The organism is Roseinatronobacter sp. S2, assembly GCF_029581395.1.
Taxonomy (GTDB): Bacteria; Pseudomonadota; Alphaproteobacteria; order Rhodobacterales; family Rhodobacteraceae; genus Roseinatronobacter.
In genome coordinates this window covers 1608597-1632374 of sequence record NZ_CP121113.1, presented here as the reverse complement: position 1 = coordinate 1632374, position 23778 = coordinate 1608597, and the positions used below count along the sequence as shown (strand labels likewise).

Genomic DNA, 23778 nt, shown 5'->3' with positions numbered 1-23778 from the left:
TTGTTCAGGGCATCAGGCTGTCAAAATGCGCATCCAGTGCCTGACCTGCCTCGTCAACCGTATCAACTACGCTGAAAAAACTGCGGACATTGGATTCGGCGAATTTCTGTTCGATCACATGTTCGATCAGGGCTGCCAGCGGTTTCCAATACCCGTTGGTATTCAGCAGCAGGATCGGCTTTTTGTGCAACCCAAGCTGGCGCCATGTCAGAACCTCAAAGAATTCATCCAGCGACCCTGCCCCGCCCGGCAGCACGACAATCGCGTCAGAATTGGTGAACATGACCTTCTTGCGCTCATGCATGGTTTCGGTGACGACAAGTGTGGACAGCGACTGCCTGCCCTGTTCGGCCTGCATCAGATGGGTGGGGATAACGCCGAAAGTCGGCGCACCGCCGGTTTGTGCCGCGCGCGCCACCTCGCCCATGATGCCAATGTCACCCGCGCCGTAAACCAGCCGCCAGCCGCGCTGCGCGATCAACTGGCCCATATCGCGCCCGGCTTGCACATATGCGGGGTCCGCGCCTGCGCGCGCACCGCAAAAAACACATACAGACAGGGGTAAAACGGGCATGGCATCAAGACCTTGTGTCGGTTTTCTTTTGCCCTCGGATACCCTGCTTGGTATGGTCATGCAAGGTAAAGGCGGCGTTCGTCATGGACCGCAGGTTCATACACGTCCAAAGGATCACCTCATGCTGAAATATCTGCCGAAAGATACGCTGGCACAATGGGCAGTCGGGACCGTTGCAGTCGCCGGTGCGGCGTCCGTGGCGTATATCGTGGTCTTTCCGCCAGATCGGTCGGAGCCGGTTGACACAGCACCCCGCCTTGGCGCGATGTCCGAACCATTTGTTGCAGACGGCCCCGACGCAGAACCCGAACCCGACATGCGTGTCGCCATGGCCGAGCAGCTGAACGATGCCGCGCCGCGCTTTGATCTGGTGCGGGTGACCGATATCGGCGATGTGCTGATCGCGGGCAAGGCACCGGCCACCAGCACGGTTGCCGCCCTGATTGACGAAGCGCAGGTGGCCCAGACCATCAGCAGCGCCGCGGGCGAGTTTGTAATGATGTTTGAGGTGCAACCCAGCCCTGCCCCACGCGTTCTGGAACTGGAAGTGCACCTGCCCAGCGGGCATCGTGTGCGCTCCGCAGATACGCTGATGCTGGCCCCGCGCAGTGAATTGCTTGTCGGGCAGCGCGACACTGATGGCAGCACCCACGCGGTTCACATGGCGCGCGAAGTTGAAACTGCGCCACTGTTTCCCGACCTGTCACCCCCCCCACGACCGCAGCCGGATACTGGCATAGACATGGCAGGAACAGCCGCAGCGCCAGATATTGCAAACGACGCAGACATGCCCGGGACCGAAGAACAAACCGCACAGGCACAGGCGCAGGACATGCCGATGGCAATCCTGATGCGATCTGACGGCAGTGTGCAGGTTCTGGGCGAAGCCGCGCGCCTGCCCCAGACGGGAAGCGCGGGTAATGTGGTGGTGGACAGCGTGGTCTATGATGCGCAAGGCGACGTGGCCCTTGGCGGGCGCAGCCGGTCTGCGGGCACCGAAATCCAGATCTATCTGGACAACCAACCCATCATCCGCACGCGCGCCAGCGCCGATGGCAACTGGCAGGCCCAGCTTGACGGGATTGAACGCGGTGTTTACCGCCTGCGCGTTGACGAACTGGATGACGCAGCGCAGGTCGTGTCGCGCGCCGAAATTCCCTTTGAACGGGTTACCCCGCAGATCGCGCGTGGCAGCGACGGGCCGCAGGCACTGATCGTGCAACCCGGCAACACGCTTTGGGCAATGTCAGAAGCCCGATTTGGGGACGGACAGCGCTACATGCGCATTTTCGATGCCAATCGCGACCAGATCCGCAACCCCGACCTGATTTTCCCCGGTCAGGTGTTCATCCTGCCCCCGCCCGAAGGGTGAAATCGACACCACTGGCGCGCGGCGGGCAGTATGTTTTGGCCATAACGCAACTGGTCAAACCGGATGGGTCTGCCTAGATTACGCGCATCAGGAATTGAAAGCTTATCATGTCACCATCCTATCGCGCGAAGGCGCCCGATCCAACGGGCAGCCCCGCAGCAGCCGCGCCCCCGTCAAACGGGCTGCGCATCATTCGCCGCGTTATCCCCTATCTGTGGCCCAAGGGAGAGTTGTGGGTAAAGCAACGCATCGTTCTGGCGCTGACAATGCTGGTCATCGCCAAGATGGTGGCCGTGGGCACGCCGTTCTTTTACAAGGCGGCGGTCGACGCGCTTGCAGGCGAAGGGGCGGCATGGATGCTGGCCCTTGGTGCTGTCGGTTTGACGGTTGCCTATGGACTTGCGCGCTTGATGGAGATTGCGTTTCAGGAATTGCGCAATGTGCTGTTTACGCGTGTCGGACAGCGCGCCTTGCGCAAACTGGCCTTGGAAACATTCGAGCATATTCACCGCCTTTCGCTGCGTTATCACATTACACGCAAGACAGGTGGCCTTAGCCGGATCATCGAACGTGGTGTGAAAGGCGTTGAATTCCTGCTGCGGTTCTTGCTGTTCTCGATTTTCCCGCTGATGCTGCAACTGCTGATGATTGCGGTGATTTTCTTTCTGATGTTCGATGTCTGGTATCTGGCCGCCGTGGTCGCCACAATCTCGCTGTATGTCTGGTTTACATTCCGCATCACCGAATGGCGCGTCAAACAGCGCCGCGAAATGAACCGTCAGGATACGGACGCCAACCAGAAGGCGATCGACAGCCTGCTGAATTTCGAAACGGTCAAGTATTTCAATGCCGAAGGTATGGAAGCGCGCCGGTACGACAGCGCCATGGCACAATATGAAACGGCGGCGGTGGCCACGAATTATTCCTTGGCATTCCTGAATTTCGGACAGGCGTTTTTGATCACCACAGGGTTGGTGGTGGTCATGGTGATGGCGGCAATGGGCGTACAAAACGGCGCGCTAAGCGTTGGCGACTTCGTTTTGGTCAATGCCTATATGATCCAGATTACCATGCCGCTGAATTTCCTTGGCACGGTCTATCGCGAAATCCGGCAAGCCCTGGTCGATATGGGCGAAATGTTTGACCTGCTGGACCAGCCCGCAGATGTCACCGATGCCCCTGATGCCCGCCCCCTGAAGGTCAGCGGCGGGGAAATCCGGTTCGATAAGGTGCAGTTCGGGTATGACGCGGCCCGACCCATCCTGAAAGGGGTGGACCTGACCGTGCATGCGGGGCAGACCGTCGCAATTATCGGGCCTTCGGGGTCGGGGAAATCCACAATCGGGCGGCTGCTGTTCAGGTTTTATGATGTAACAGGCGGGGCCGTGCTGATTGACGGGCAGGACTTGCGCACGGTCACGCAATCCAGCCTGCACGGCGCAATCGGCGTCGTCCCGCAAGATACGGTGCTGTTCAACGATACCATCGCCTATAACATCGCCTATGGCCGCGAAGGCGCAACCCGCCAGGAAATCGAGGGTGCCGCGCGCGCAGCCCGCATCCATGATTTCATCTGCTCGCTGCCCGAAGGTTATGACACTGCCGTAGGCGAGCGTGGCCTGAAGCTGTCAGGCGGTGAAAAGCAGCGCGTGGGCATTGCACGGACCTTGCTGAAAAACCCGCCCATTCTGCTGCTGGATGAAGCTACATCAGCGCTTGATACCCGAACGGAGCAAAGCATTCAGGAAAGCCTGCGCCAGATGGGACAGGGGCGCACGGTGATCACGATTGCGCACCGGCTGTCAACAGTTGTGGATGCAGACCGGATCGTTGTTCTGGACGAGGGGCGTATCGTCGAGACTGGCACACATGATGACCTGCTGGCGCGCAATGGCCAATATGCGGAAATGTGGGCACGCCAACGCGCCAACAGCCACGAGGCGTGAACTCCATATCCATTGATCAGAACATCACAGGGCATTTCGCCATCATGTGCCGCTAAAGCGTGTCGCGTTCACTTGCATTCACGCGGCTCGCTCTGACCTGTTGATATGCAATGTCCGGGGGGGGGCGCAGCCGGTTCCCGCTTTTGCGCGACACACCCTAAAGCGGACTATCCCCGATATTCGTCCAGTTTCCTGCGCATCAGCGCAAACATGAAGTCGCGGTATTTCGGGTCATCCAGCGCGACATCAAGAATCGCCTCCAGATAGCCCCGCTTTGACCCGCAGTCAAAACGCTGCGACTGGTTTATGATGGCCGAAACCTTGCCTTGCGCGGCCAGTATATCAATCGCATCAGCCAACTGAATCTCGCCCCCGGCACCCGGTTTCAACGCGCGAAGGATTGCAAACACCTCTGGTTCGAACACATAGCGGCCATAGGACGCAAGATGCGATGGCGCGTCTTCCAGCTTGGGCTTTTCCACCAGCCCCTTGACGGCCAGCGTGCCATCACTTTGCATATCCCCCGGCCGCAATATGCCGAATTTCGACACATCTTCCGGCGCGACCTCGCCTACTGACAGCAAGGTTTGCGGCTTTTTCTCATATGCGCTGATCAGTGCTTCGGTGGGCAGGGGCGATCCCTTCATAAAGTCATCGGCCAGCAAAACCGCGAAAGGGGCATTACCCACTGCGGGGGCTGCACACAAAACCGCATGGCCCAGCCCCAGCGGCGCGGGTTGGCGCACAAACAGGCATGATACGCCTTCGGGAACGATATTTCGCACCATGTCGCGCATCTCTGTCTTGCCCGCTTGCAGCAACTGGTTCTCAAGCTCAAGATTGGCGTCGAAATGGTCCCCGACTGCACGCTTGTTGCGCCCGGTCACGAAGATAAGTTCTGTCACCCCTGCGGCAACAGCTTCTTCCACCGCATATTGAACAATGGGCTTGTCAATAATTGGCAAAAGTTCCTTGGGCATCGCTTTGGTTGCAGGCAGAAAACGTGTTCCTAATCCGGCAACGGGAAAAACGGCTTTTGTTATTCGTGTCATGAAAGCTCTATTAACTCCTACTTCTTTGGATTGAAGTGTCGGAAACCTGACAATGGGCGCTAACGAACTGAACTACCACCCTACAAATGGTGGAAAATCTGTACTGGTGCCGGCTGAGGGACTCGAACCCCCGACCTTCGGTTTACAAAACCACTGCTCTACCAACTGAGCTAAGCCGGCTTCCTTCGCGACTTCTATTTGCTATTCTCACATTTCTCAACACCGATTTTCATGTATCCTGGCGCAAAGCACAACTTTCGCACCGGTGCTGGCGAACTGACGATTTTCGTCCCATAAGTGACTAAAATCTGACATAATTTTAGATAAAACCGTTCTATGAACAGGGGGTTTGTACATGGATATTGCGTTACACTTGGGCGCGCACCTGACAGATGAAGGCAGATTGCTTCGGTGTCTGACAAAGAATCGCACACTGCTTGCACAGCAGGGAATCGATGTGCCGGACCGCGCGGATTACCGCGACATGCTGCTTAAGCTGGTGTCGGCATATCCGGAAACACAGATCGAACCGGGCACGGACCAGATTATTCTGGACAGCATTCTGGAAGATGATAACGCCGCACGTCTGGTCCTGTCAGAGCCTGATTTACTGGCTTGGCAGGGCGGATCAGTGCGCACGGCCCATTTTTATCCCGCAGCCCCACAACGGATGAAGGCGCTGCGCGAATGCTTCATCGGCCATAACGTGACGCTGTTTCTTGCAATACGCAATCCTGCATCCTTCCTGCCCGCCCTGTTGAACCGTGTAAAGCGCGGGCAGGCAGAAAAGATTCTGAACTCTGTCCAGCCTGAAAATCTGCGCTGGTCGGCATTTGTGGAAACACTACGGGCAGCCTGGCCTGAAGCGCACCTGACCGTGTGGTGCGATGAAGATACCCCGTTTATCTGGCACAAACTGCTTCGGACGGTGGGCGGCTACCATCAGGACACACCTGTGAAGCATAGCTTTGACTGGTTTGATGAAGTCATGGTGCCGGGGGGGGCTGAAAAGCTTGAACACTATCTGAACACCGCCCCGCCCGTTGATGATGATCATCGTCAGCGCGTGATCGGTGCATTTCTGGACAAGTTCTGCGACGAGGCGAAGATCGAAGTGGATGTCAGCGTTGCCGGATGGGACGAAGACAAAGTCGACCTTCTGTCCGAATTGTATGAAGAAGATGTCACAACGCTTGCGTCAACGAACGGTGTCACGCTGATACAGCCCTGACGGTCCGTCGCCCCGTTGGTGAAGTGAACGGTTCCTGTCCGAAACCGTTTCACATGGCCAAACAGATATTGTGGTGAAATGTCGTGAGGGGGGGGCACGATGATTTGCCCCGCCACAATCACACCATGCCAAGCGCGGCCTTGTACAAATCCAGCACCGCTTCTTCTTCGGCAATCTCATCGGGCTTGCGCTTGCGCATGGCGATGATCTTGCGCAGAACCTTGGTGTCATAGCCGCGGCCCTTGGCTTCTGCCATAACCTCTTTTTGCTGGTCGGCTATGTCTTTTTTCTCGGCATCAAGATGCTCATAGCGCTCTATAAACTGGCGCAACTCATCCGCGGTCACATTATACGCATCATTCGAAATATCGGTCATTGGCGGTCCCTGTTTTGGGCTGGTTCACAGTTGCGCTGTGATGCCCAATCCCTGCTGCGGGCGCAACCCCCGACGCCAAAGCACTGCGGGGAAACGCGTCAATTCGCCAGATTGTGCGATTTGCCGCATCTGCAAAATAATTTTCATTTTGAAATACCACACGACTTTGATAAAGTGATAAAAATACAGACAGGCGGAGTAATGCACCAGACACCTGAACGCGACTTGCGAAAATTTGAGAAATCCTTGCCAATAGCCCTTTTGCGCACACGAGAGGCGACGACGCGGCTGTTCAAACCCTTTATCGATCTGCATGATTTGACGATGCCGCAATGGCGCGTTTTGCGCGCCCTTGCCGAAGCCGACGCCCTTGATGCACGCACGCTGTCTGAACGATGTGTCATCCTGCCGCCATCGCTGACACGGATTTTCCGTGCCATGACCCTGCGCGGTTTGATCCGACAGGTGGAATGCGCCGACGCCCGCAGGCATATGGTCGCGATTACCGACACGGGCCGCGCCCTGTTTGAACAGGTCTTGCAGGAATCAGAACCGGATTACATGCGCCTAGCTGCGGCTTTTGGCCCTGAGCGGCTGGACATGCTGCTGGATCTGCTGAATGAACTGCGCGATACGGCGCAAGGGCTGGTCGACCAGTCGCAACAGCAAGACACACGCAAGGTGATGCCCGGTCGCCAGTGACCCCATCAGGCAAATTTGCGCAAAACCAGCACCGCATTCAGCCCGCCAAATGCAAACGCATTGCTGACGACAACGTCAACGCTGGCATGACGGGCCTTGTTGGCAACCGGGTCGGGCACGCAGTCGGCGTCGAATTCGGTGTGATTGATGGTTGGCGCAATCACATCGTCATTCAACGCCATCAGGCAGGCCAGCAATTCCACAGCGCTGGTGCCACCAATAATATGGCCATGCATGGATTTGGTGGATGACACAGGTAGCCTGTCCAGATGACTGCCCATCACGATGCGCAGGGCTTGCGATTCCACCCTGTCATTCGCCGCAGTGCCCGTGCCATGGGCATTGACATACCCGACATCTTCGGGCGCCACACCCGCGTCGGACAGGGCGGCGCGCATGGCCCGCACGGGGCCATCCACATCCGGCATGACAATATCACCGGCATCCGCACTTAGCCCGAAGCCCGCAACTTCTGCCAGAATATGTGCGCCACGGGCGCGCGCATGTTCCAGATCTTCAAATACGAAAACGGCACCACCCTCGCCCTGGACCATGCCAGAGCGGTCGCGCGAAAAGGGTCGACATGTGTCCCGCGCCATGACACGCAGCCCTTCCCATGCCTTGATCCCGCCAAAGCCAAGCATCGCGTCTGATCCGCCCGTCAATATGACATCCGCCACACCGGTGCGCACCATCTGGAACGCCTGCCCCATTGCGTGATTCGCCGACGCACAGGCTGTCGACACGGTGAAAGCCGGTCCCTTCAGACCAAATTCCATCGAGATATGCGAGGTTGCAGCGTTATGCATCAGGCGCGGCACAACAAAGGGGTGAACGCGGTTCTTTCCATCGGCATAGACCGCGCGGTAATTGTCATCAACCGTCAGGTTCCCGCCCCCAGCCGTGCCCATGATGACCCCGGCACGAAGCCCCAACGCATCATCTACTTGCAGGCCGGATTGCGCGACGGCTTGGCGTGCCGCCACAAGGGCGATCTGCGCAAACCGGTCCAGCAATGGCAAGATGTTGCGCGCAAAATGCTGTTCGGGATCAAAGCCGTGAATTTCTGCGCCCACGCGCACGCTCAGGCGGTCCACATCGCGGCAGGTCAGCGGGCCGATACCGCACTGCCCTGCCCGCAAGGCCGCAAAAGTGCTGGCCACATCATGTCCCAAAGCATTAAGCGTGCCAGCGCCGGTTATGACAACCCGCCTCATGCGGCTTGTCTGGCGATCAGCTTTTCGACCTCTGAAATGATCGCACCGACGGATGAAATATCAAACCCCGCCTGATCCGGCGCATTGGCATTGAAGGGAACCGACACATCAAACGCCTCTTCAATGCCAAAAATACATTCGACCAATCCAAGGCTATCCAGCCCAAGGTCTGACAAGGACATTTCCATGCGAACCTCGGACGTGTCGACCATCGCCTGTTCGGCGATGATATCAATCACCCGCCTTGCCGCATCACTGGTATTCTGCATGTATTCGAGTCCCATCGGGAACACTCCATATCGTGGCAGATATGTTCCATATCGTGGCAGAATGTAACAGCTTCGCAACAGAGGGCAACTCAAAACCGTGTGGGCTGAATATGTTTCCCGACCGCATCCCTGCGGTGGGAAATCATACTGGCCGACTGCGGAATGCAGCGCGTCAGACAGCCCCTTGCACAGCACCGGCGCGCACCAGCGCGTCATAAATGCGCGCGTCACGGCCATAAATGTCATCGCGGAAGTTCAGCGCGCCGCGCACATTGGTGAATGCGGTGCGGTAGACCAGATGAATTTGCACAGGATCATCCAGATAAACGCGGGTCTGTTGCCCCGTGTTCAGAACTGAATGATACAGATTGCGCGGATCATCTGTCTGGCGCGACAGCAGTTCATAGGCAAAATCACGCGGGTCATTCAGCCGCACACATCCCGATGAATGGGTGCGCACCGTGGTATTGAACAGATGGCGTTCCGGCGTGTCATGCAGGTAAATTGCATAGGGGTTGGGGAACATGAACTTCACTTCGCCAAGCGCATTTGTCGGGCCGGGCGGCTGGCGCACGTTGAAGGGGAAATTCGCAGGCGTGTAGCGCCCGAAATTGATCGCCTCTCTCGGGACAACCCGACCGCGCGCATCAACGATTTGCAGATGCCGCGCCCCGCCCGATGCCAATGCCCCCCAATACGACCGCGCGATGATAGAGCGCGGCAGCGTCCAGTCAGGATTGATTTCAAGATAGGTCATCCGGTGCGAAAACTCCGGCGTTTGCCGGTCACCTGCCTGCGCCCCCACAACGGCGCGCGTCTCGAATGTCACCTGATCAAAATCAACAATTTTGGCGCTGAAATCCGTAAGGTTAACCCAGATATGGCGGTCACCGCGCGGAATGTTCAGCCAACGCTCGCGCTCCATGGCGACGACAACCGATTTCAAGCGCTCCTCGGGGCTGATGTTCAGTGCCCGAATTGTTGCCGGTCCGACGACTCCATCAGCTTCAATTCCATGGTTCACCTGAAAATTCAGAACCGCTGTCTGCAACGCCGAATCGTAGCTGGCCGCTGCTGAACGGTCCAGATACCCCATGGCAATAAGCCTGTTGCGCAAAGTAATGACCGCCTCACTGGACGTTCCCGGCGTAAAGCGAACATCGGGCACGCGCGGCCCCCAGCCACCATTTGCAATCACCTTTTCCAAGGACTGCTTGGCGCGAAACAGGCGCGCATATTCCGGCGCATCCGGTGCAAGATTGCGCATAAAGGCCGCCGGTTGCGCAGTCACAAACGCGCGCAGCAACTCTGCCGCATCAGGGCGCGGCAATTCACGCACAAAATTCCTGTCGATCCTGCCGGGATCAATCACACCGCTGGTCAGGTCTGTTGCAAAACTAAGAAATACCTTTGTGATCCTGGCTTCCAGAAGCGCGCGGTCACGTTCGCTTTCAACCGCTTCAAACGCAGCGACAAGGCCGGGAAGATCATATTTCGCGGCTGGCAAACCGTGATCCCCCGCGCGTGTCAATGCATTGATCAACGCGGCACGCCGGTCCGCATGCTCTGCCCCTGTCCAGACGGGTGCAAAATCACGCTCGCGGTAAAAGGCCGAAACCCCGCTGTCGAAAGACGCCCCTTCTGCAAGCGCCTGACGGAAAACCGGAAACTGCTGTGCATGTGCCGGAAGTGCCCCGCCGACCCCCAGCACACAAACCAAACAGACTGCACCTATGCAAGAGCTGAACCTTGATACGACATTTACGGATAACAATGCACACCTCCTGCGGGAATCATAATTCAGTGATCACAAGGGTGGCAAAATATCGCCGATCAGGTCCATTCACAAGCCTGCGAGGACCGCATTACCCCCGACAGAGTGTTGCCTTAAGGTTTCTTTTAGCAAAATCCTTCACACTGCCGGCATGACACGACACAAACCCGCAATCACAATGGCGCGCCGCCATGCCCATGCCGCGCCGGATACGCCCCCTCTTTTGGCGAATTTCCGCTTAGTTTCGCGGCGCGATGGAACCGCCCGCCTATCTTTGCTTGGGTTACATCATCAAATATGTCACAAAGCTGACAATAGTGATGCATGCGACGCAAGGGAAAATGTCCATAAACGGACACTCTCGTTCGCATGGGGACCATCGCTTCATAACAAGAATGACCGTCAGGACAGGAAAAGGGACAGCCGTTCAGATGAGTGAACACGATTCCAACCGGATTACCCGCAGATCTATTCTTGGTGCGTTTGCAGCGACCGCAATTTCTGCTGCGCCATTTTTCCCCGGCGTCACGGCCTATGCACGCGGATCGGGCGACATTCGCAGACTGCATTTCTATTCGGGACGGACGGGTGAAAAAATCAATCTGATTTACTGGATTGATGGGTCTTACATTCCTGAATCCTTGGCCGAAATCAATCACTTCTTCCGCGACTGGCGCAACAATGCGGTCCATGGAATCGATACACGCACGATTGATTTTCTGGCAGCCGCCCATAACATGCTGCGCGTGAATGAACCCTATATGCTTTTGTCGGGGTATCGTTCGCCGCAAACGAACGCGATGCTGCGTGCGCGTTCAAGGAATGTGGCGCAAAACTCGCTTCATCTAACCGGCAAGGCCGCTGACGTGCGCCTGCAATCGCGTTCCGTGGCCCAGATTGCCCGCGCTGCGGAAGCCTGCAATGCGGGTGGGGTTGGCCGTTATTCCAGATCGGATTTCGTGCATTTCGATTGCGGTGCAAACCGCAACTGGGGAAGCTGACGCACCCACGGCACGCCAACGAACATACTGAAGAACCGGTGCCGTATCCGCACCAAGCATGACGGCGCACCTTTTGTGCGCCTTTTGCCTGTTTTAATTGCCCCACTCATATTTTCGCCGCATTACTGCACTAGATTGGCTATAGTGAAAGCAGCAACTGCCGACCGCGTATGTAAACGTTAGCCCACAGTTCCAGGTGAATAAAGGCATGTTAAGTTTCGAAAATGTCAGCAAGTCCTACTGGACTGGCAAACAGCATAAGGTCATTCTGGCGAATGCCAGTTTCACGATTGATCCGGGCATGCGGCTGGGGATTCTGGCCCAGAACGGCACCGGCAAGACAACCGTTATCAACATGATGGCAGGATTGGAAAAGCCTGACAGCGGAAAGATTCACCGCAATTGCAGTGTTTCCTTTCCCCTGGGGTTCATGGGCGGGTTGATCACCAAACACACCGCCACCGAAAACATCCGCTATATCGCCACGCTATACAGTCTGGACCCCGACTATGTCGAAGCGTTCTGCCGCTGGATGTGTGACATCGGTGAATATTTCGACATGCCCATCGGCACATACAGCGCCGGAATGCGCGCACGTCTGGCCCTTGCACTGATGCTGGCCATGAACTTTGATCTGTATCTTGTTGATGAAGGCATGCCATCCACGACGGATACCGCATTCAACAAACGCGCAGGAACGGTAATGCAGGAACGGTTCGAGCAATCCGGCCTTGTAATTGTGTCGCATCAGGTAGAAACCTTACAACAATTCTGCAGTGCTGCCGCTGTGCTACGCGACGGCAAGATGTATTTTTTCGACACGCTTGAACAAGCGAAAGAACTGTATGACTACTCCAGTTAAATCCCAACGGTTTCGTTTGCGTAAAACAGCGCAAAGTGCAACGCTGTCGGCGGTGGCAGGCGAAGATCAATCCCCTGAAAGCACGTCTGCGCAGGTTCAGCGCCCCGCGCATCCTATTGCCACGGTAAGCGTGCAAAAACGGCCAAGGGCCGCGCCACGCAGCGCAGCACCCGACATGATCGAGCATGAAAAGCCCGATGATACCGTGCCGCAGCCCCCCGCTGCTACGGCAACTTCGGATCAGGAAGAAACCAGCGTCACCCATGACGAAGAAAACGCTGCGGAAGTAGCACACACATCACCGCCCCCCCCCGCGCCCGAGCATTCGGCAGATGTCGAAGGGGCCGCAGGTGTTGCGCTTACCATCGATGCAATCCGCAGCGAAGGGCTGACAGCACGTCAATTGCGTATGGCCATGCGCGTTGCGCAAAAGCACGGAATTCGCGCAACTTCCGCCTATGAGGCGGTTCTGATCCTGCGCCAGCGCGGGATTGACCCTTTCGCGCGTGCAACCATGCTGGAACTGCTGGATGATGGTGAAAAATCAACATCCAGAGAGCTTGCCCTGCGCGGGGAAACCGCACCGTCGGTGGCAAATGACCCATTGAACGCCGCACAGGCGCGCATGGCCAAGATCGCTGCAGACCGCGAACGCGAACTTGGCAAGGTGCGGCGCGACATTGCAAAACGGCGGCGCAAACGGATGCTGTTGCTGGGGGCAAGGCTGCTGGCCTTCGTCACTTTGCCAACTTTCATTGTGACATGGTATTTCTATGTCATCGCAACCCCCATGTATGCCGCGCAAAGCGAATTTGTCATCCAGCAAGCCGACAGCCAGTCTGGCATGGGCGCGCTGTCAGGTGTGCTGCCATCGGCCGGGGGCATGGGCATGGGCGGGGGGCAGAGTGAAGCAACCTCTGTGCAAAGCTTCCTGCAATCACGCGGTGCGATGCTGCGGCTGGACGCCGAGGAAGGGTTCAAGGACCATTTCCGCGCACCCCATATCGACATTCTGCGCCGACTGGCAGAAGATTCCACCGACGAGGCTGCCTATAAGCTGTATCAACGCCACGTCCAGATCGGCTATGACCCGACCGAAGGCGTTGTGCGCATGGAAGTGATCGCCGCATCACCCGAAGATAGCGAGCGTTTTGCACGCGCGCTGATAAGCTATGCCGAAGAACATGTCGACATGATGACCCAGCGCTTGCGCGACAGTCAGATGCGCGAAGCCCGCGACAGTCTGGAAGAAGCGCAGGAAAAACTGATCGAAGCACGGCAGGCCGCCATTGAATTGCAGGAACGGTCATCCATCATCTCTGGCGAGGTAGAGCTTTCATTGCTGTCGCAACGCATTGTGGCGCTGGAAACAGAACTGACCCAGACACGCCTTAGCGTTCAGGAAATGCGCACGAATGCAAGACCAAGTGCCGCGCGGCTGCAACCGCTGGAACGCCGCGAAGAAGCCCTGCGCGCGGAAATTGAAACCCTGCGCAATTCCATGACCCAAGGGTCAAGCGAAGGCGGGTCGCTTGCACGCATCCAAAGCGAATTGATCATGGCCGAAGCCGAAGTCCAGACCCGCGAAATGATGCGCGCCCAGGCCATGCAACAAGTCGAAAGTGCGCGGATGGAAGTCAGTCGACAGGTCCGCTATCTGGCCCTGTCGGTGGAACCCATCGCACCGGATGAAGCCACATACCCACGCAAGCTGGAAAATTCGATTGTGGCGTTCCTGATCTTTCTTGGTGTGTATTTGCTGGCGTCCATGACGGCATCGGTGCTGCGCGAACAGGTATCCGGTTAGGGCATATTCGCCTGATATAGCAAGTCAGCGGCGCGGGTTTCAGACGACCTGCCCCGCTGCCCAGCCTGATGACCACGCCCACTGAAAATTATACCCGCCCAACCATCCGGTGACATCCACAACCTCGCCTATGAAGAACAGCCCCCTGACGGATCGCGATTCCATAGTCTTGGCATCCAGCCCCTTGGTGTCCACGCCGCCCAATGTGACTTCCGCGGTCCGGTAGCCTTCTGTCCCCACGGGGACAACGTGCCATTGGTGAACCGCGTCCCGCACCCGTGCCAGCGCCGCTTTCGACTGGTCTGCCAGATTGCCCTGCACCTGCGCACGCTGAACGGCCTGCCGCGCCAGCTTCTCTGGCAACATCTTACTTAGCGCCGTGTGCACTGCCTGTCGTCCGTTCCGGTGCTTTTCGTCCGCCAGCACCGACAAGGCGTCTGATTCAGGCGCCAGGTCGACAACAACCGCCTGCCCTTCGCGCCAATAGCTTGAAATCTGCAATATTGACGGACCGGACAGGCCACGATGAGTGAACAACATACCCTCCAGGAAGCGTGTTTTGCCGCATGCCACCGACGCGTGAACCGATACTCCGGCCAATGGCTTCATTTCTTCAACTTGCCCCGTCGAGAAGGTCAGGGGAACCAATGCAGGGCGCGTTTCAACCAAGCGGTGCCCGAACTGTTCCGCCAGTTGATACCCGAACCCCGACGCCCCCATTTTCGGGATCGATTTTCCGCCAGTCGCAACCACCAGATGCGGCGCATGCAGTGTGCCTGCGCCGGTTGTCACGGTGAACCCGTCCCCATGTGACACATCGCTTACGGCAGTTCCCAGATACAGCTGCACACCGGCCTGCTGCAAATCAGTGACCAGCATCGACACAATCTGGCGCGAAGAACCGTCACAGAACAACTGGCCCAGCGTCTTTTCATGGAATGCGATTCCTGCCTGCCGGACCCGTTCGATAAAATCATGCTGCGTGTAGCGGCGCAAAGCCGACAAGGCAAAGCGCGGGTTTTGCGACAGGAACTTTTCCGGCGCAATATCAAGATTGGTAAAGTTGCAGCGCCCGCCCCCCGAAATACGAATCTTCTCGCCCGGGGCGCGGGCATGGTCAATCAGCGCGACCCGCCGTCCGCGCCGCCCCGCCTCGATTGCGCAGAACATTCCTGCGGCACCAGCCCCAAGGATGATGACATCAAACCGCTGCATCCTTCTCTTTCATCTTGCTTTAAATACTCTGGAATCAGGAACGCCCTGCCGCAGGCAGGGCGTGACATATAGGCGCGCGGCGCAGCCGCACAGTCTGGCAAGATCAGAAATGCAATGCGCGGCCATAAGCGTCAAGCACGGATTCATGCATCATCTCGCTCAGCGTCGGGTGTGGGAAAACCGTGTTCATCAGGTCTTCTTCGGTTGTTTCCAGCGCACGGCCCACAACATACCCTTGAATCAACTCCGTCACTTCCGCACCGATCATATGCGCGCCCAGCAATTCGCCGGTTTTGGCGTCGAATATTGTCTTGATCATGCCTTCCGACTCACCCAGTGCGATGGCCTTGCCATTGCCGATGAACGGGAAACGCCCGACCTTGATGGAATAGCCCTGCTCTTTTGCTTTCGCTTCGGTCAATCCCACCGACGCGACTTGCGGGTGGCAATATGTGCATCCGGCAATGCTGCTTGGGTCAACCGCATGCGGATGGCCACCTGCGATCAGTTCGGCCACCATCACCCCTTCATGGCTGGCCTTATGTGCCAGCCAAGGGCCATTGGTCGCATCGCCAATCACATACAGCCCCTCAACGCCGGTGCGGCAATATTCATCGGTCACAACGAAAGAGCGGTCGATTTTCGCGCCCAGTTCTTCCAGCCCCAGCCCTTCGGTATTGGCCACAATACCCACGGCGGAAATAACCGTGTCAAAATCCTGAGTTTCCGTCTTGCCGCCCCGTTCAATATGGGCGGTAACCTTGCCCTTGGCGCGGTCCAGCTTCTTGACCATGGCTTTGGTCATAATGGTCATGCCCTGTTTTTCGAACTGCTTTTGCGCGAATGCACTGATTTCGGCGTCTTCGACGGGCAGAATGCGGTCCATCACTTCGACCACGGTCACTTCTGCACCCAGCGTGTTGAAGAAACTTGCAAATTCGATCCCGATGGCACCGGACCCGATAACCAGTAGTTTCTTTGGCATGCGTTTGGTCTGCAATGCGTGCTTGTAGGTCCACACAAGATCGCCATCCGCTTCAAGTCCGGGCAATTCGCGCGCGCGCGCCCCTGTCGCCACAATAATATTCGGCGCCATCAGGGTTTCGGTGCCCTTGTCGGTCTTGACGCTGACCTTGCCTTTGGCAGGCAGGGTCGCCGCACCCATGACGACGGTGATCTTGTTCTTCTTCATCAGATGGCCGATTCCGCCTGACAACTGCCCCGCCACCTTGCGCGAGCGTTTGACCACGGCATCAAGATCAAAGCCGATCTTTTCGGCGGTCAGGCCGAATTCCTTGGCGCGGTGCATCAGGTGGAACACTTCGGCAGAGCGCAGCAAAGCCTTGGTCGGGATACAGCCCCAGTTCAGACAGATGCCGCCCAAATGCTCGCGTTCGACGATCGCCACGGATTTCCCCAGTTGGGCTGCACGAATGGCCGCAACATAGCCCCCCGGCCCTGCACCGATTACGACAACGTCAAACGATCTGTCGGCCATATGAGTTCCTCCTCCTGCACGCACATCTGAAAGTAGTTTGGCATTAAACTATTTACCCTCACGTCGCAACGCGCAAGAGGAAACCCCGCCATGCGCCACCGGCATAACTGGATCACGCAGCAGCTTTCAGTTCATTCAGGGCGTCCATATATCCGCCGCGTTCCAAAAAGGCGCGTTCGGGCGCAGTGCTTGCGCGGCCCAGTGCCGCGTTGCGGTAGGGAAAGCGCCCGAATTCACGGATCACCGCGCGATGCGCGCGCGCATGCAGCAAATTATCAGCCCCTGTTTCCGGCATACGCAACAGGAACATGCGCACACAACGATCCTGATCCATCTGGCTTTCGGAATGCATCAGCGGCAGATAGAAAAACTGGCGGGCAGGTTCGGCAATCTGGCAATCAAACCCAAGATGACAGGCACGCGCGGCTACACGGCGCGCCATGTCGTCCGTTGCAAAGGCCCGCGCATCATTGCGAAACATGTTGCGCGGAAACTGGTCGGCGACGATCAGGAAGGCCAATGCGCCACGCGGGCACGAAGCCCAGTTCATCAATCGCCCGTCCCGCGCTTTTTCCCATAATTTCAGATAGCGGTCACGAATCTGCGCATCGACTTCGTCGCTTTGCGCATACCATCCTTGCGGTCCGACTTCTTCCAACCAGAACGAAATGACATCATCAACGCTGGACATGGCTTTTTTCCTTGTGTTGCCTGTGGCAAGAATCGTGCCAGCACCTTGACCTTCAGGCAAGTCAATTACCCGTTTTGCACAGAAAAACAGCAATATCTTGCTGTTTTACAACAGGTTCGGCCCGTCAGGGCGTGTTTTCCTGTTCGGCATTTTCTGTCATCTCGGTATACACGGCCTCGACCGTGGCGGCGGACACAACCGGAGAGACGGGCGCAAACGGCCCTGTCTGGTCCACCGGCACCGCCGGACGCTGGGTCATGCGCCACATTGCATAGATTGCCAGCGCCAATGTCAGCAGGACGATATACAAGAAAAACCCGGATGGGCCGATCACCCCCATCAACCACCCGATGCACAGCGGGCCGATGATCGCACCCACGCCATTGACGAACAACAACCCCCCAGATGCCGCCGCCATCTGGTCCGATTCCAGATAATCGTTCGTATACGCCACCAACAGCGAATACAGCGGGTTCGAGATGCCACCAATAATCAGCGCAACCCCCACCAGCCACACAAAGCTCAGGTCAAATATAACCGCCGTCACCCCGCCCAATGTGCCCGCAAGCGCGACATAGACCACCAGTTTGCGCCGGTCCATCCGGTCCGACAGCCAGCCCAGCGGAAACTGGAACACCAGCCCGCCAAAATAAATGGCCCCCGTAAAGACCGAGATTTCCAGAACGCTCAGCCCCGCCTGCGTGCCCCAAACGGCGGTCATGCCGAACATTGCGGCAAACACGCCCCCCATCAGGAAAATCCCCACCACGCCCAGCGGGGACACGTCATAAAGCTGGCGGATACTCATGGATTTGGTGGTGCCGAATGTGGGTGCCGGACTGACCGACAGCAAAATGGGCGCAAACGCCAGCGACACCAGAACCGAAGGAATAACAAACAGCATGAAGCCCGCAGGATCTGCAAAGTTGATCAGGGCCTGCGCACAGATGATTCCCACCATCTGCACGATCATATACAGCGACAGCGTCTGACCGCGGTTTTCATTGGTGGATGCGTTGTTCAGCCAGCTTTCGGCCGTGACATAAACGCCCGAGAAACAAAACCCGATCAGAACACGCAACAAGGCCCAGACAATCCAGTCAGGGATTGCTGCGTACAGAACCAGAATTGCGGAAATCAAAGACCCCAGTGCCGCAAACACCCGCACATGGCCAACCCGCCGGATAAGTTCCGGCGTTGCGCGCGACCCGAACAGGAACCCGACAAAATAGGCAGACATGACAACCGACATCTGAAAGGTTGTGAACCCTTCGATCGCGCCGCGAATCCCCAGCAATGTGCCCTGCACACCATTGCCGACCATCAGCAACAGCATACCCAGCAAAAGCGCCCAGGATGCAGTAAAAACATGCAACATCGTCATACCTGTCTGTTGAAGTCGTCAGGCCAAGCCTAACGACTGGCCACCATCGCCGATACCCTTAGTCATGCGTATGTATCGGGAATATGATCAAAGCGACCATTTATAGGGGGATTCAGTCGGGAAACAGCAACGACGCATCCCCATAGGAAAAGAAGCGGTAACGTTTCGCAATGGCATGGGCATAAATTGCCCTGACGCGCCCGCTGCCCATAAGGGCCGAGACTAGCATCATCAGCGTTGATTTCGGCAAATGGAAATTTGTCATCAACCCGTCAGCAATGCGGAACCGGAACCCGGGGGTGATGAAGATATCGGTCTTGCCACTCCATGGTCCAATCTCGCCGGGGGCTGTGGCCGCAGTCTCGATCAGGCGCAACGCGGTTGTGCCGACCGCAATAACGCGCCCGCCTGCCGCTTTGGTATCCATGATGGCTTTTGCGGCAGATGGTGTGATCTGGCCCCATTCGGCATGCATTTTATGGTCGCGGATGTCATCCGTCTTGACCGGCAGGAATGTGCCCGCGCCCACATGCAGGGTCACTTCCGCAAAGCGCACCCCGTTGGCGCGCAGGCCATCCAGCAGGTCGGTATCAAAATGCAAGGACGCGGTCGGCGCGGCCACAGCCCCCCTGTCGCGGGCAAAGACTGTCTGGTAATCATCGCGGTCGCGCGCATCGGCGGCGCGGCGTCCGGCAATATAGGGCGGCAAGGGCATCTGGCCTGCGACATCCAGCGCATGATCAAAAGCGTCCCCGTCCATATTGAAGCGAAGCACCACATCTTCGGCTGTTTTTTCAACGACTTGCGCCTGCAAGCTGTCCGTGAACACCACGTCATCACCCATGGCAAGCTTGCGCAAGGGCTTGGCCAGCGCGCGCCAGCTGCCATCGGGGCAAGGTTCTATCAGGGTCACCTCGATCTTGGCGCTAACAGGGCCTTGGGCACTGTTGCGCGGGCGCTGCCCTGTCAGACGGGCCGGAATGACGCGCGTGGTGTTGATAACCAGCAAATCACCGCGCCGTAGAATATCGGGCAGGTCCTGCACATGACGGTCCGAAAACACATCGCCTTGCGCCAATAGCATCCGCGCAGCAGGGCGCGGACGCACAGGGCGCGTGGCGATCAGGTCTTCAGGCAGATCAAAATCGAAATCGGACAGCTTCATGAGCACACCGCACTTGGTTTGGCCTGCCCCTTTAACTTGCCACAAAGACCGCTACAACAGGGCAAGTCTTCAAATGAAAGGAAACCGACATGTTAGAGCAAGGTGACACTGCCCCCGATTTCACACTGCCCCGCGACGGTGGCGGCGAATTGACACTGTCCGCACTGCAACCCGCCAAGGTTGTGCTGTATTTCTATCCGCGCGACGACACGCCCGGCTGCACCACCGAAGCGCTGGAATTCACAGCCCTTGGTGCCGAATTCAAGGCCGCAGGCGCACAGGTGGTCGGCGTGTCCAAGGACACAGTCGCCAAGCATGACAAGTTCATCACGAAACATGATCTTGGGGTCGCGCTGGTATCCGATGCAGACAGCGATGTGTGCGAACGCTATGGCGTCTGGGTCGAGAAGAACATGTATGGCAAAGTGTCGATGGGCATTGAACGCGCGACATTCCTGATTGGCGGTGACGGTCGCATTGCGCAGGTCTGGCGCAAGGTAAAGGCCAAGGGCCACGCGGAAGATGTGCTGGAGGCTGTGCGCAACCTATGACACAGTCCCTGCGCGAAATGGCCGTCGATGTGTTGACCACAGCGGACGGGCGCGAAAAATGCGCCCGCTCGCGCCGGCATGCGGCGGCGTGGTTTGACGCGCGCAAGGCAGGCACGCCCCTGCCCCTTGGCATGGCCGAACCGCCCCTGCGCCCTGCGCGTCCTGACCGGCCCGAACTGCTGGACCCGCGCGATGTCCCGCGCCGCCGCCCCGGCAGCGCGCAGGGGCGGATCGCCATTTTGCATGCCATTGCGCATATCGAACTGAATGCGGTCGATCTGCACTGGGATCTTGTTGCGCGCTATGGCGACATTGATATGCCGGTGGGCTTTTACGATGACTGGGTCAAGGCCGCGGACGAGGAATCCAAGCATTTCGGGCTGGTCTGCGATTGCCTTGAATCCCTGGGCAGCCAGTATGGCGCACTTCCCGCACATGCCGGAATGTGGCGCGCCGCCGAAGACACCGCCAGCGATATTCTGGGCCGTCTGGCCGTAGTGCCAATGGTGCTGGAAGCGCGCGGGCTGGATGTCACCCCCGGCATGATCGAGATATTCACCCGCGCGGGTATGGATGACGCCGTTGCGGCGCTGAACGTCATCTATGCCGAAGAAGTCGGGCATGTGGCCTACGGGTCCAAATGGTTCAACTTCTTATGTGGGCGCGACGGCAAAGACCCGCAGCCGGTGTTTCTTGAACTTGTGCGGCGCTATTTTCACGGCCCGCTGCGCCCGCCGTTCAACGAAGAAAAGCGCGCGCAGGCCGGTATTCCACCAGATTTTTACTGGCCATTGACCGAACCCGATCTGGGTGGGCACGGGTAATCGGGCAATTTGGGGGACGAAAACACTCGCGTGATACGTGCATCGCGGCATTTTGGTTCCCCCAAAAGACGTAGATAACACATTGAATCGGCAGAATCTCGCTGATCGGTGCCTTCAGGGGTGATGTTGTGCTGCAACAGTCAGGAAAAATCTTGCAGCACTGGTGAAGCTTGCGTAATCACACAGGGGGCGCTGATGTGTGTACGGGTTCACATCGACTGTTGTTTGTATGCCCTTGTCAGAAGGCGAAATGGGAACTCTGCTTTGAAACAAATGCTTATGCAACTGAATCACCGGCTGGAGCGCCACCTTCCCGAACAAAGGCTTTTCCTTCGATCAGATACCACCACGCGCTTTGTTCGCCTGCGCCCCGTAACACAGGCTGTGGCGCTTGCATCTCTGACCAGTTTCTTTGCATGGGGCATCATTGCAACATCAATCCTGCTGATGGATTCCATTGGGTCGGGCAATTTGCGCGACCATGCAGAACGCGATCAGGCAACTTATGAACAGCGCCTGAACGAACTGGCGGCAGAACGCGACCAGCGCGCCATTGAAACAGAAGCCGCGCAAACCCGCTTCTCCGAAGCAATGACCCGCATTTCCGATATGCAGCTGCAACTGCTGGCCTCGGAAGAACGACGTCTGGAGCTTGAAACCGGCATCGACAATATTCAGCACACCATTCGCCGTGTTGTGCGCGAACGCGACGAAGCGCGCGCCCGTCTGGCCGAAGTGACAACCACGCTGGAAGCGGAAACCGGCACGACGCAGACCACCGCAGACCGGTCGCGCGAAACAGAAGATATGCTGGATTACTTGCTGATTGCGATGGACAAGATGGCGGGATCAACGCGTGAACTGACGCTTGATGCCGAACAATCCGTCAATCAGGCGCGGCATCTGGCCCTTGAAAACGAGTTGCTTCGCGACCGCAATCATATGATCTTTTCCCAGCTGGAAGACGCGCTGGAAGTTGTCGTCGAACCGCTGGAACGTGTTTTCCGTGCAGCCGGTGTGACCCCCGACCAGATACGCCGTCTGGTGCGGCAAGGGGCCAATTCGCAGACCGCGTCACTTCGTCCGATCTCGGTGTCCACATCCGGTGTCATGTCGCAGGATCAGGACATTGCACGCGCCAACGCTGTGTTGCAGCGTCTGGCCGATATTCACGCCTACAGGCTTGGCATCAACCGGTTGCCTGTCGCGCGCCCCGTATCGGGCAATGTGCGCGAAACATCCGGCTTTGGCATGCGCCGCCATCCGCTGACCGGTCGCAGCACCATGCATAACGGCCTTGACTGGGCAGGATCACGCGGGACCGCAATTCATGCCACCGCCGATGGTGTGGTCAAATCCGCCGGGCGTCAGGGTGGATATGGCAATCTGGTCATCATCCAGCATGAATTCGGGATCGAGACATATTACGCTCATTTGAACTCAATGGACGTGCGGGCGGGACAAAGGGTATCGCGCGGACAGAAGATTGGTGGTATGGGCACGACTGGAGCGTCAACCGGTGTGCATTTGCATTATGAAGTGCGAATCAACGGTAGACCAGTAAACCCGCAAACCTACATAAGGGCCGGACAGCATGTTTTCTAAAAGCCGCATCAACGAGACCGCAAGCAAACCTTCAAACGAGGCAGCACCGGCGTCCCCTCCTGCGGAAACTCCATCCTTCCTGCGTCAAGGCGGCGCGGATACCGCCCCCGCACAGATGACAAAATCCAAACCTGCCGCATCTGTTCTGGCGTCTGATCTGACGGTAACCGGCAACCTGAAAACCACAGGGGATGTCGTTATCGAAGGAAATGTTGATGGTGACATTCGCGCGCATCTGCTGACAGTCGGTGAAACGGCCACCATCCGCGGTGAGATCGTTGCCGATGACATCGTGATCAACGGCCGCGTCATCGGTCGGGTGCGCGGCCTGAAAGTGCGCCTGACATCAGCCGCGCAGGTTGAAGGCGACATCATTCACAAGACAATCGCCATCGAATCGGGTGCGCATTTCGAAGGGTCCGTGCAGCGTCAGGATGACCCGCTTCAAACATCTCGCGGGGCGACAGGGCAGCAACCGCAACACCCCCAGTCGTCTGGATCTTCAGCGGCATCCGCGCCCGCACCGCAGCATCAACCGGCTGCAATGTCCGAAGCCGTGAAAAAAGCAACTGATCAGAAGAAAAACGCCGGCAATTCCTAAGCCCTTTGCAAAATTCACACAGGGCCGCGATTGATCAAGCCTCAATCGTGGCCCTGTTTGC

Annotated in this window: 22 protein-coding genes and 1 tRNA gene; 11 read left to right on the top strand and 12 right to left on the bottom strand. The window is 57.5% G+C overall.

Annotated elements, in window-relative coordinates; translation table 11 throughout:
• Positions 1–4 precede the first annotated feature (4 nt).
• Positions 5–574 carry a TIGR00730 family Rossman fold protein gene (locus P8S53_RS07750; protein ID WP_277806564.1) on the bottom strand — a complete coding sequence of 190 codons (570 nt, stop codon included), beginning with the start codon at positions 572–574 and terminating at the stop codon, positions 5–7.
• Between the two features lie 121 nt (positions 575–695).
• Between P8S53_RS07750 and P8S53_RS07745 the strand changes: the two genes are divergently transcribed.
• Positions 696–1946, top strand: coding sequence for a LysM peptidoglycan-binding domain-containing protein (locus P8S53_RS07745; RefSeq protein WP_277806563.1), 1251 nt, complete (start codon positions 696–698; stop codon positions 1944–1946).
• Positions 1947–2053: 107 nt separating this feature from the next.
• Positions 2054–3892, top strand: coding sequence for an ABC transporter ATP-binding protein/permease (locus P8S53_RS07740; protein WP_277806562.1), 1839 nt, complete (start codon positions 2054–2056; stop codon positions 3890–3892).
• A 167-nt stretch (positions 3893–4059) separates the two neighbouring features.
• Here P8S53_RS07740 and P8S53_RS07735 read toward each other — a convergent pair whose 3' ends face one another.
• Positions 4060–4944 carry a UTP--glucose-1-phosphate uridylyltransferase gene (locus P8S53_RS07735; RefSeq protein WP_277806561.1) on the bottom strand — a complete coding sequence of 295 codons (885 nt, stop codon included), beginning with the start codon at positions 4942–4944 and terminating at the stop codon, positions 4060–4062.
• 104 nt (positions 4945–5048) lie between these two features.
• Positions 5049–5124 (bottom strand) — tRNA-Thr (locus P8S53_RS07730).
• A 175-nt stretch (positions 5125–5299) separates the two neighbouring features.
• On the opposite strand from P8S53_RS07730, the gene P8S53_RS07725 reads away from it, so the two are divergent.
• On the top strand, positions 5300–6175 hold the full coding sequence (locus tag P8S53_RS07725) for a hypothetical protein (RefSeq protein ID WP_277806560.1): 876 nt from the start codon (positions 5300–5302) through the stop codon (positions 6173–6175).
• Positions 6176–6293: 118 nt separating this feature from the next.
• On the opposite strand, the gene P8S53_RS07720 is transcribed toward P8S53_RS07725, so the two are convergent.
• Entirely contained in the window at positions 6294–6551 is a 258-nt protein-coding gene (locus P8S53_RS07720) for a DUF2312 domain-containing protein (RefSeq protein ID WP_277806559.1), read from the bottom strand.
• A 201-nt stretch (positions 6552–6752) separates the two neighbouring features.
• Here P8S53_RS07720 and hpaR point away from each other — a divergent pair, with 201 nt between their 5' ends.
• Complete coding sequence (hpaR, locus tag P8S53_RS07715) at positions 6753–7253, top strand: homoprotocatechuate degradation operon regulator HpaR (RefSeq protein ID WP_277806558.1); 501 nt, start codon at positions 6753–6755, stop codon at positions 7251–7253.
• A gap of 5 nt (positions 7254–7258) precedes the next feature.
• Here hpaR and P8S53_RS07710 read toward each other — a convergent pair whose 3' ends face one another.
• The 3 genes from P8S53_RS07710 to P8S53_RS07700 all read right to left on the bottom strand — a co-directional run bounded on the left by P8S53_RS07710 (position 7259) and on the right by P8S53_RS07700 (position 10450).
• A complete protein-coding gene (locus P8S53_RS07710) occupies positions 7259–8470 on the bottom strand; it encodes a beta-ketoacyl synthase (protein ID WP_277806557.1) in 1212 nt (403 codons plus the stop codon).
• Entirely contained in the window at positions 8467–8739 is a 273-nt protein-coding gene (locus P8S53_RS07705; protein ID WP_277806556.1) for an acyl carrier protein, read from the bottom strand. Before P8S53_RS07705 ends, P8S53_RS07710 begins: the two co-directional genes overlap by 4 nt.
• 172 nt (positions 8740–8911) lie before the next feature.
• Complete coding sequence (locus P8S53_RS07700) at positions 8912–10450, bottom strand: murein L,D-transpeptidase (RefSeq protein ID WP_277806694.1); 1539 nt, start codon at positions 10448–10450, stop codon at positions 8912–8914.
• Between the two features lie 494 nt (positions 10451–10944).
• Here P8S53_RS07700 and P8S53_RS07695 point away from each other — a divergent pair, with 494 nt between their 5' ends.
• The 3 genes from P8S53_RS07695 (at position 10945) to P8S53_RS07685 (ending at position 14183) form a co-directional block, all read left to right on the top strand.
• Entirely contained in the window at positions 10945–11514 is a 570-nt protein-coding gene (locus P8S53_RS07695; RefSeq protein ID WP_277806555.1) for a DUF882 domain-containing protein, read from the top strand.
• A gap of 208 nt (positions 11515–11722) precedes the next feature.
• A complete protein-coding gene (locus P8S53_RS07690; protein ID WP_277806554.1) occupies positions 11723–12376 on the top strand; it encodes an ABC transporter ATP-binding protein in 654 nt (217 codons plus the stop codon).
• Positions 12360–14183, top strand: a complete 1824-nt coding sequence (locus tag P8S53_RS07685) for a hypothetical protein (RefSeq protein WP_277806553.1) — start codon at positions 12360–12362, stop codon at positions 14181–14183. Before P8S53_RS07690 ends, P8S53_RS07685 begins: the two co-directional genes overlap by 17 nt.
• A 39-nt stretch (positions 14184–14222) precedes the next feature.
• On the opposite strand, the gene P8S53_RS07680 is transcribed toward P8S53_RS07685, so the two are convergent.
• The 5 genes from P8S53_RS07680 to queA form a co-directional block, all read right to left on the bottom strand.
• A complete protein-coding gene (locus P8S53_RS07680; RefSeq protein ID WP_277806552.1) occupies positions 14223–15398 on the bottom strand; it encodes an NAD(P)/FAD-dependent oxidoreductase in 1176 nt (391 codons plus the stop codon).
• A gap of 103 nt (positions 15399–15501) precedes the next feature.
• The gene (gene lpdA / locus P8S53_RS07675; RefSeq protein ID WP_277806551.1) at positions 15502–16896 is read right to left on the bottom strand and encodes a dihydrolipoyl dehydrogenase; all 1395 of its coding nucleotides are present in this window, start codon (positions 16894–16896) and stop codon (positions 15502–15504) included.
• 112 nt (positions 16897–17008) lie between these two features.
• A complete protein-coding gene (locus P8S53_RS07670; RefSeq protein WP_277806550.1) occupies positions 17009–17587 on the bottom strand; it encodes a DUF924 family protein in 579 nt (192 codons plus the stop codon).
• A 124-nt stretch (positions 17588–17711) separates the two neighbouring features.
• Positions 17712–18965, bottom strand: coding sequence for an MFS transporter (locus P8S53_RS07665; RefSeq protein ID WP_306417895.1), 1254 nt, complete (start codon positions 18963–18965; stop codon positions 17712–17714).
• 118 nt (positions 18966–19083) lie between these two features.
• Complete coding sequence (gene queA / locus P8S53_RS07660) at positions 19084–20136, bottom strand: tRNA preQ1(34) S-adenosylmethionine ribosyltransferase-isomerase QueA (RefSeq protein WP_277806548.1); 1053 nt, start codon at positions 20134–20136, stop codon at positions 19084–19086.
• Positions 20137–20225: 89 nt separating this feature from the next.
• Here queA and bcp point away from each other — a divergent pair, with 89 nt between their 5' ends.
• The 4 genes from bcp (at position 20226) to P8S53_RS07640 (ending at position 23717) form a co-directional block, all read left to right on the top strand.
• Entirely contained in the window at positions 20226–20687 is a 462-nt protein-coding gene (gene bcp, locus P8S53_RS07655; RefSeq protein ID WP_277806547.1) for a thioredoxin-dependent thiol peroxidase, read from the top strand.
• A complete protein-coding gene (locus tag P8S53_RS07650; RefSeq protein ID WP_277806546.1) occupies positions 20684–21511 on the top strand; it encodes a ferritin-like domain-containing protein in 828 nt (275 codons plus the stop codon). Before bcp ends, P8S53_RS07650 begins: the two co-directional genes overlap by 4 nt.
• Positions 21512–21790: 279 nt before the next feature.
• The gene (locus P8S53_RS07645) at positions 21791–23116 is read left to right on the top strand and encodes a DUF5930 domain-containing protein (protein ID WP_277806545.1); all 1326 of its coding nucleotides are present in this window, start codon (positions 21791–21793) and stop codon (positions 23114–23116) included.
• Entirely contained in the window at positions 23106–23717 is a 612-nt protein-coding gene (locus tag P8S53_RS07640; RefSeq protein WP_306417839.1) for a polymer-forming cytoskeletal protein, read from the top strand. The genes P8S53_RS07645 and P8S53_RS07640 overlap by 11 nt, the downstream gene beginning before the upstream one ends.
• Positions 23718–23778: the final 61 nt, after the last annotated feature.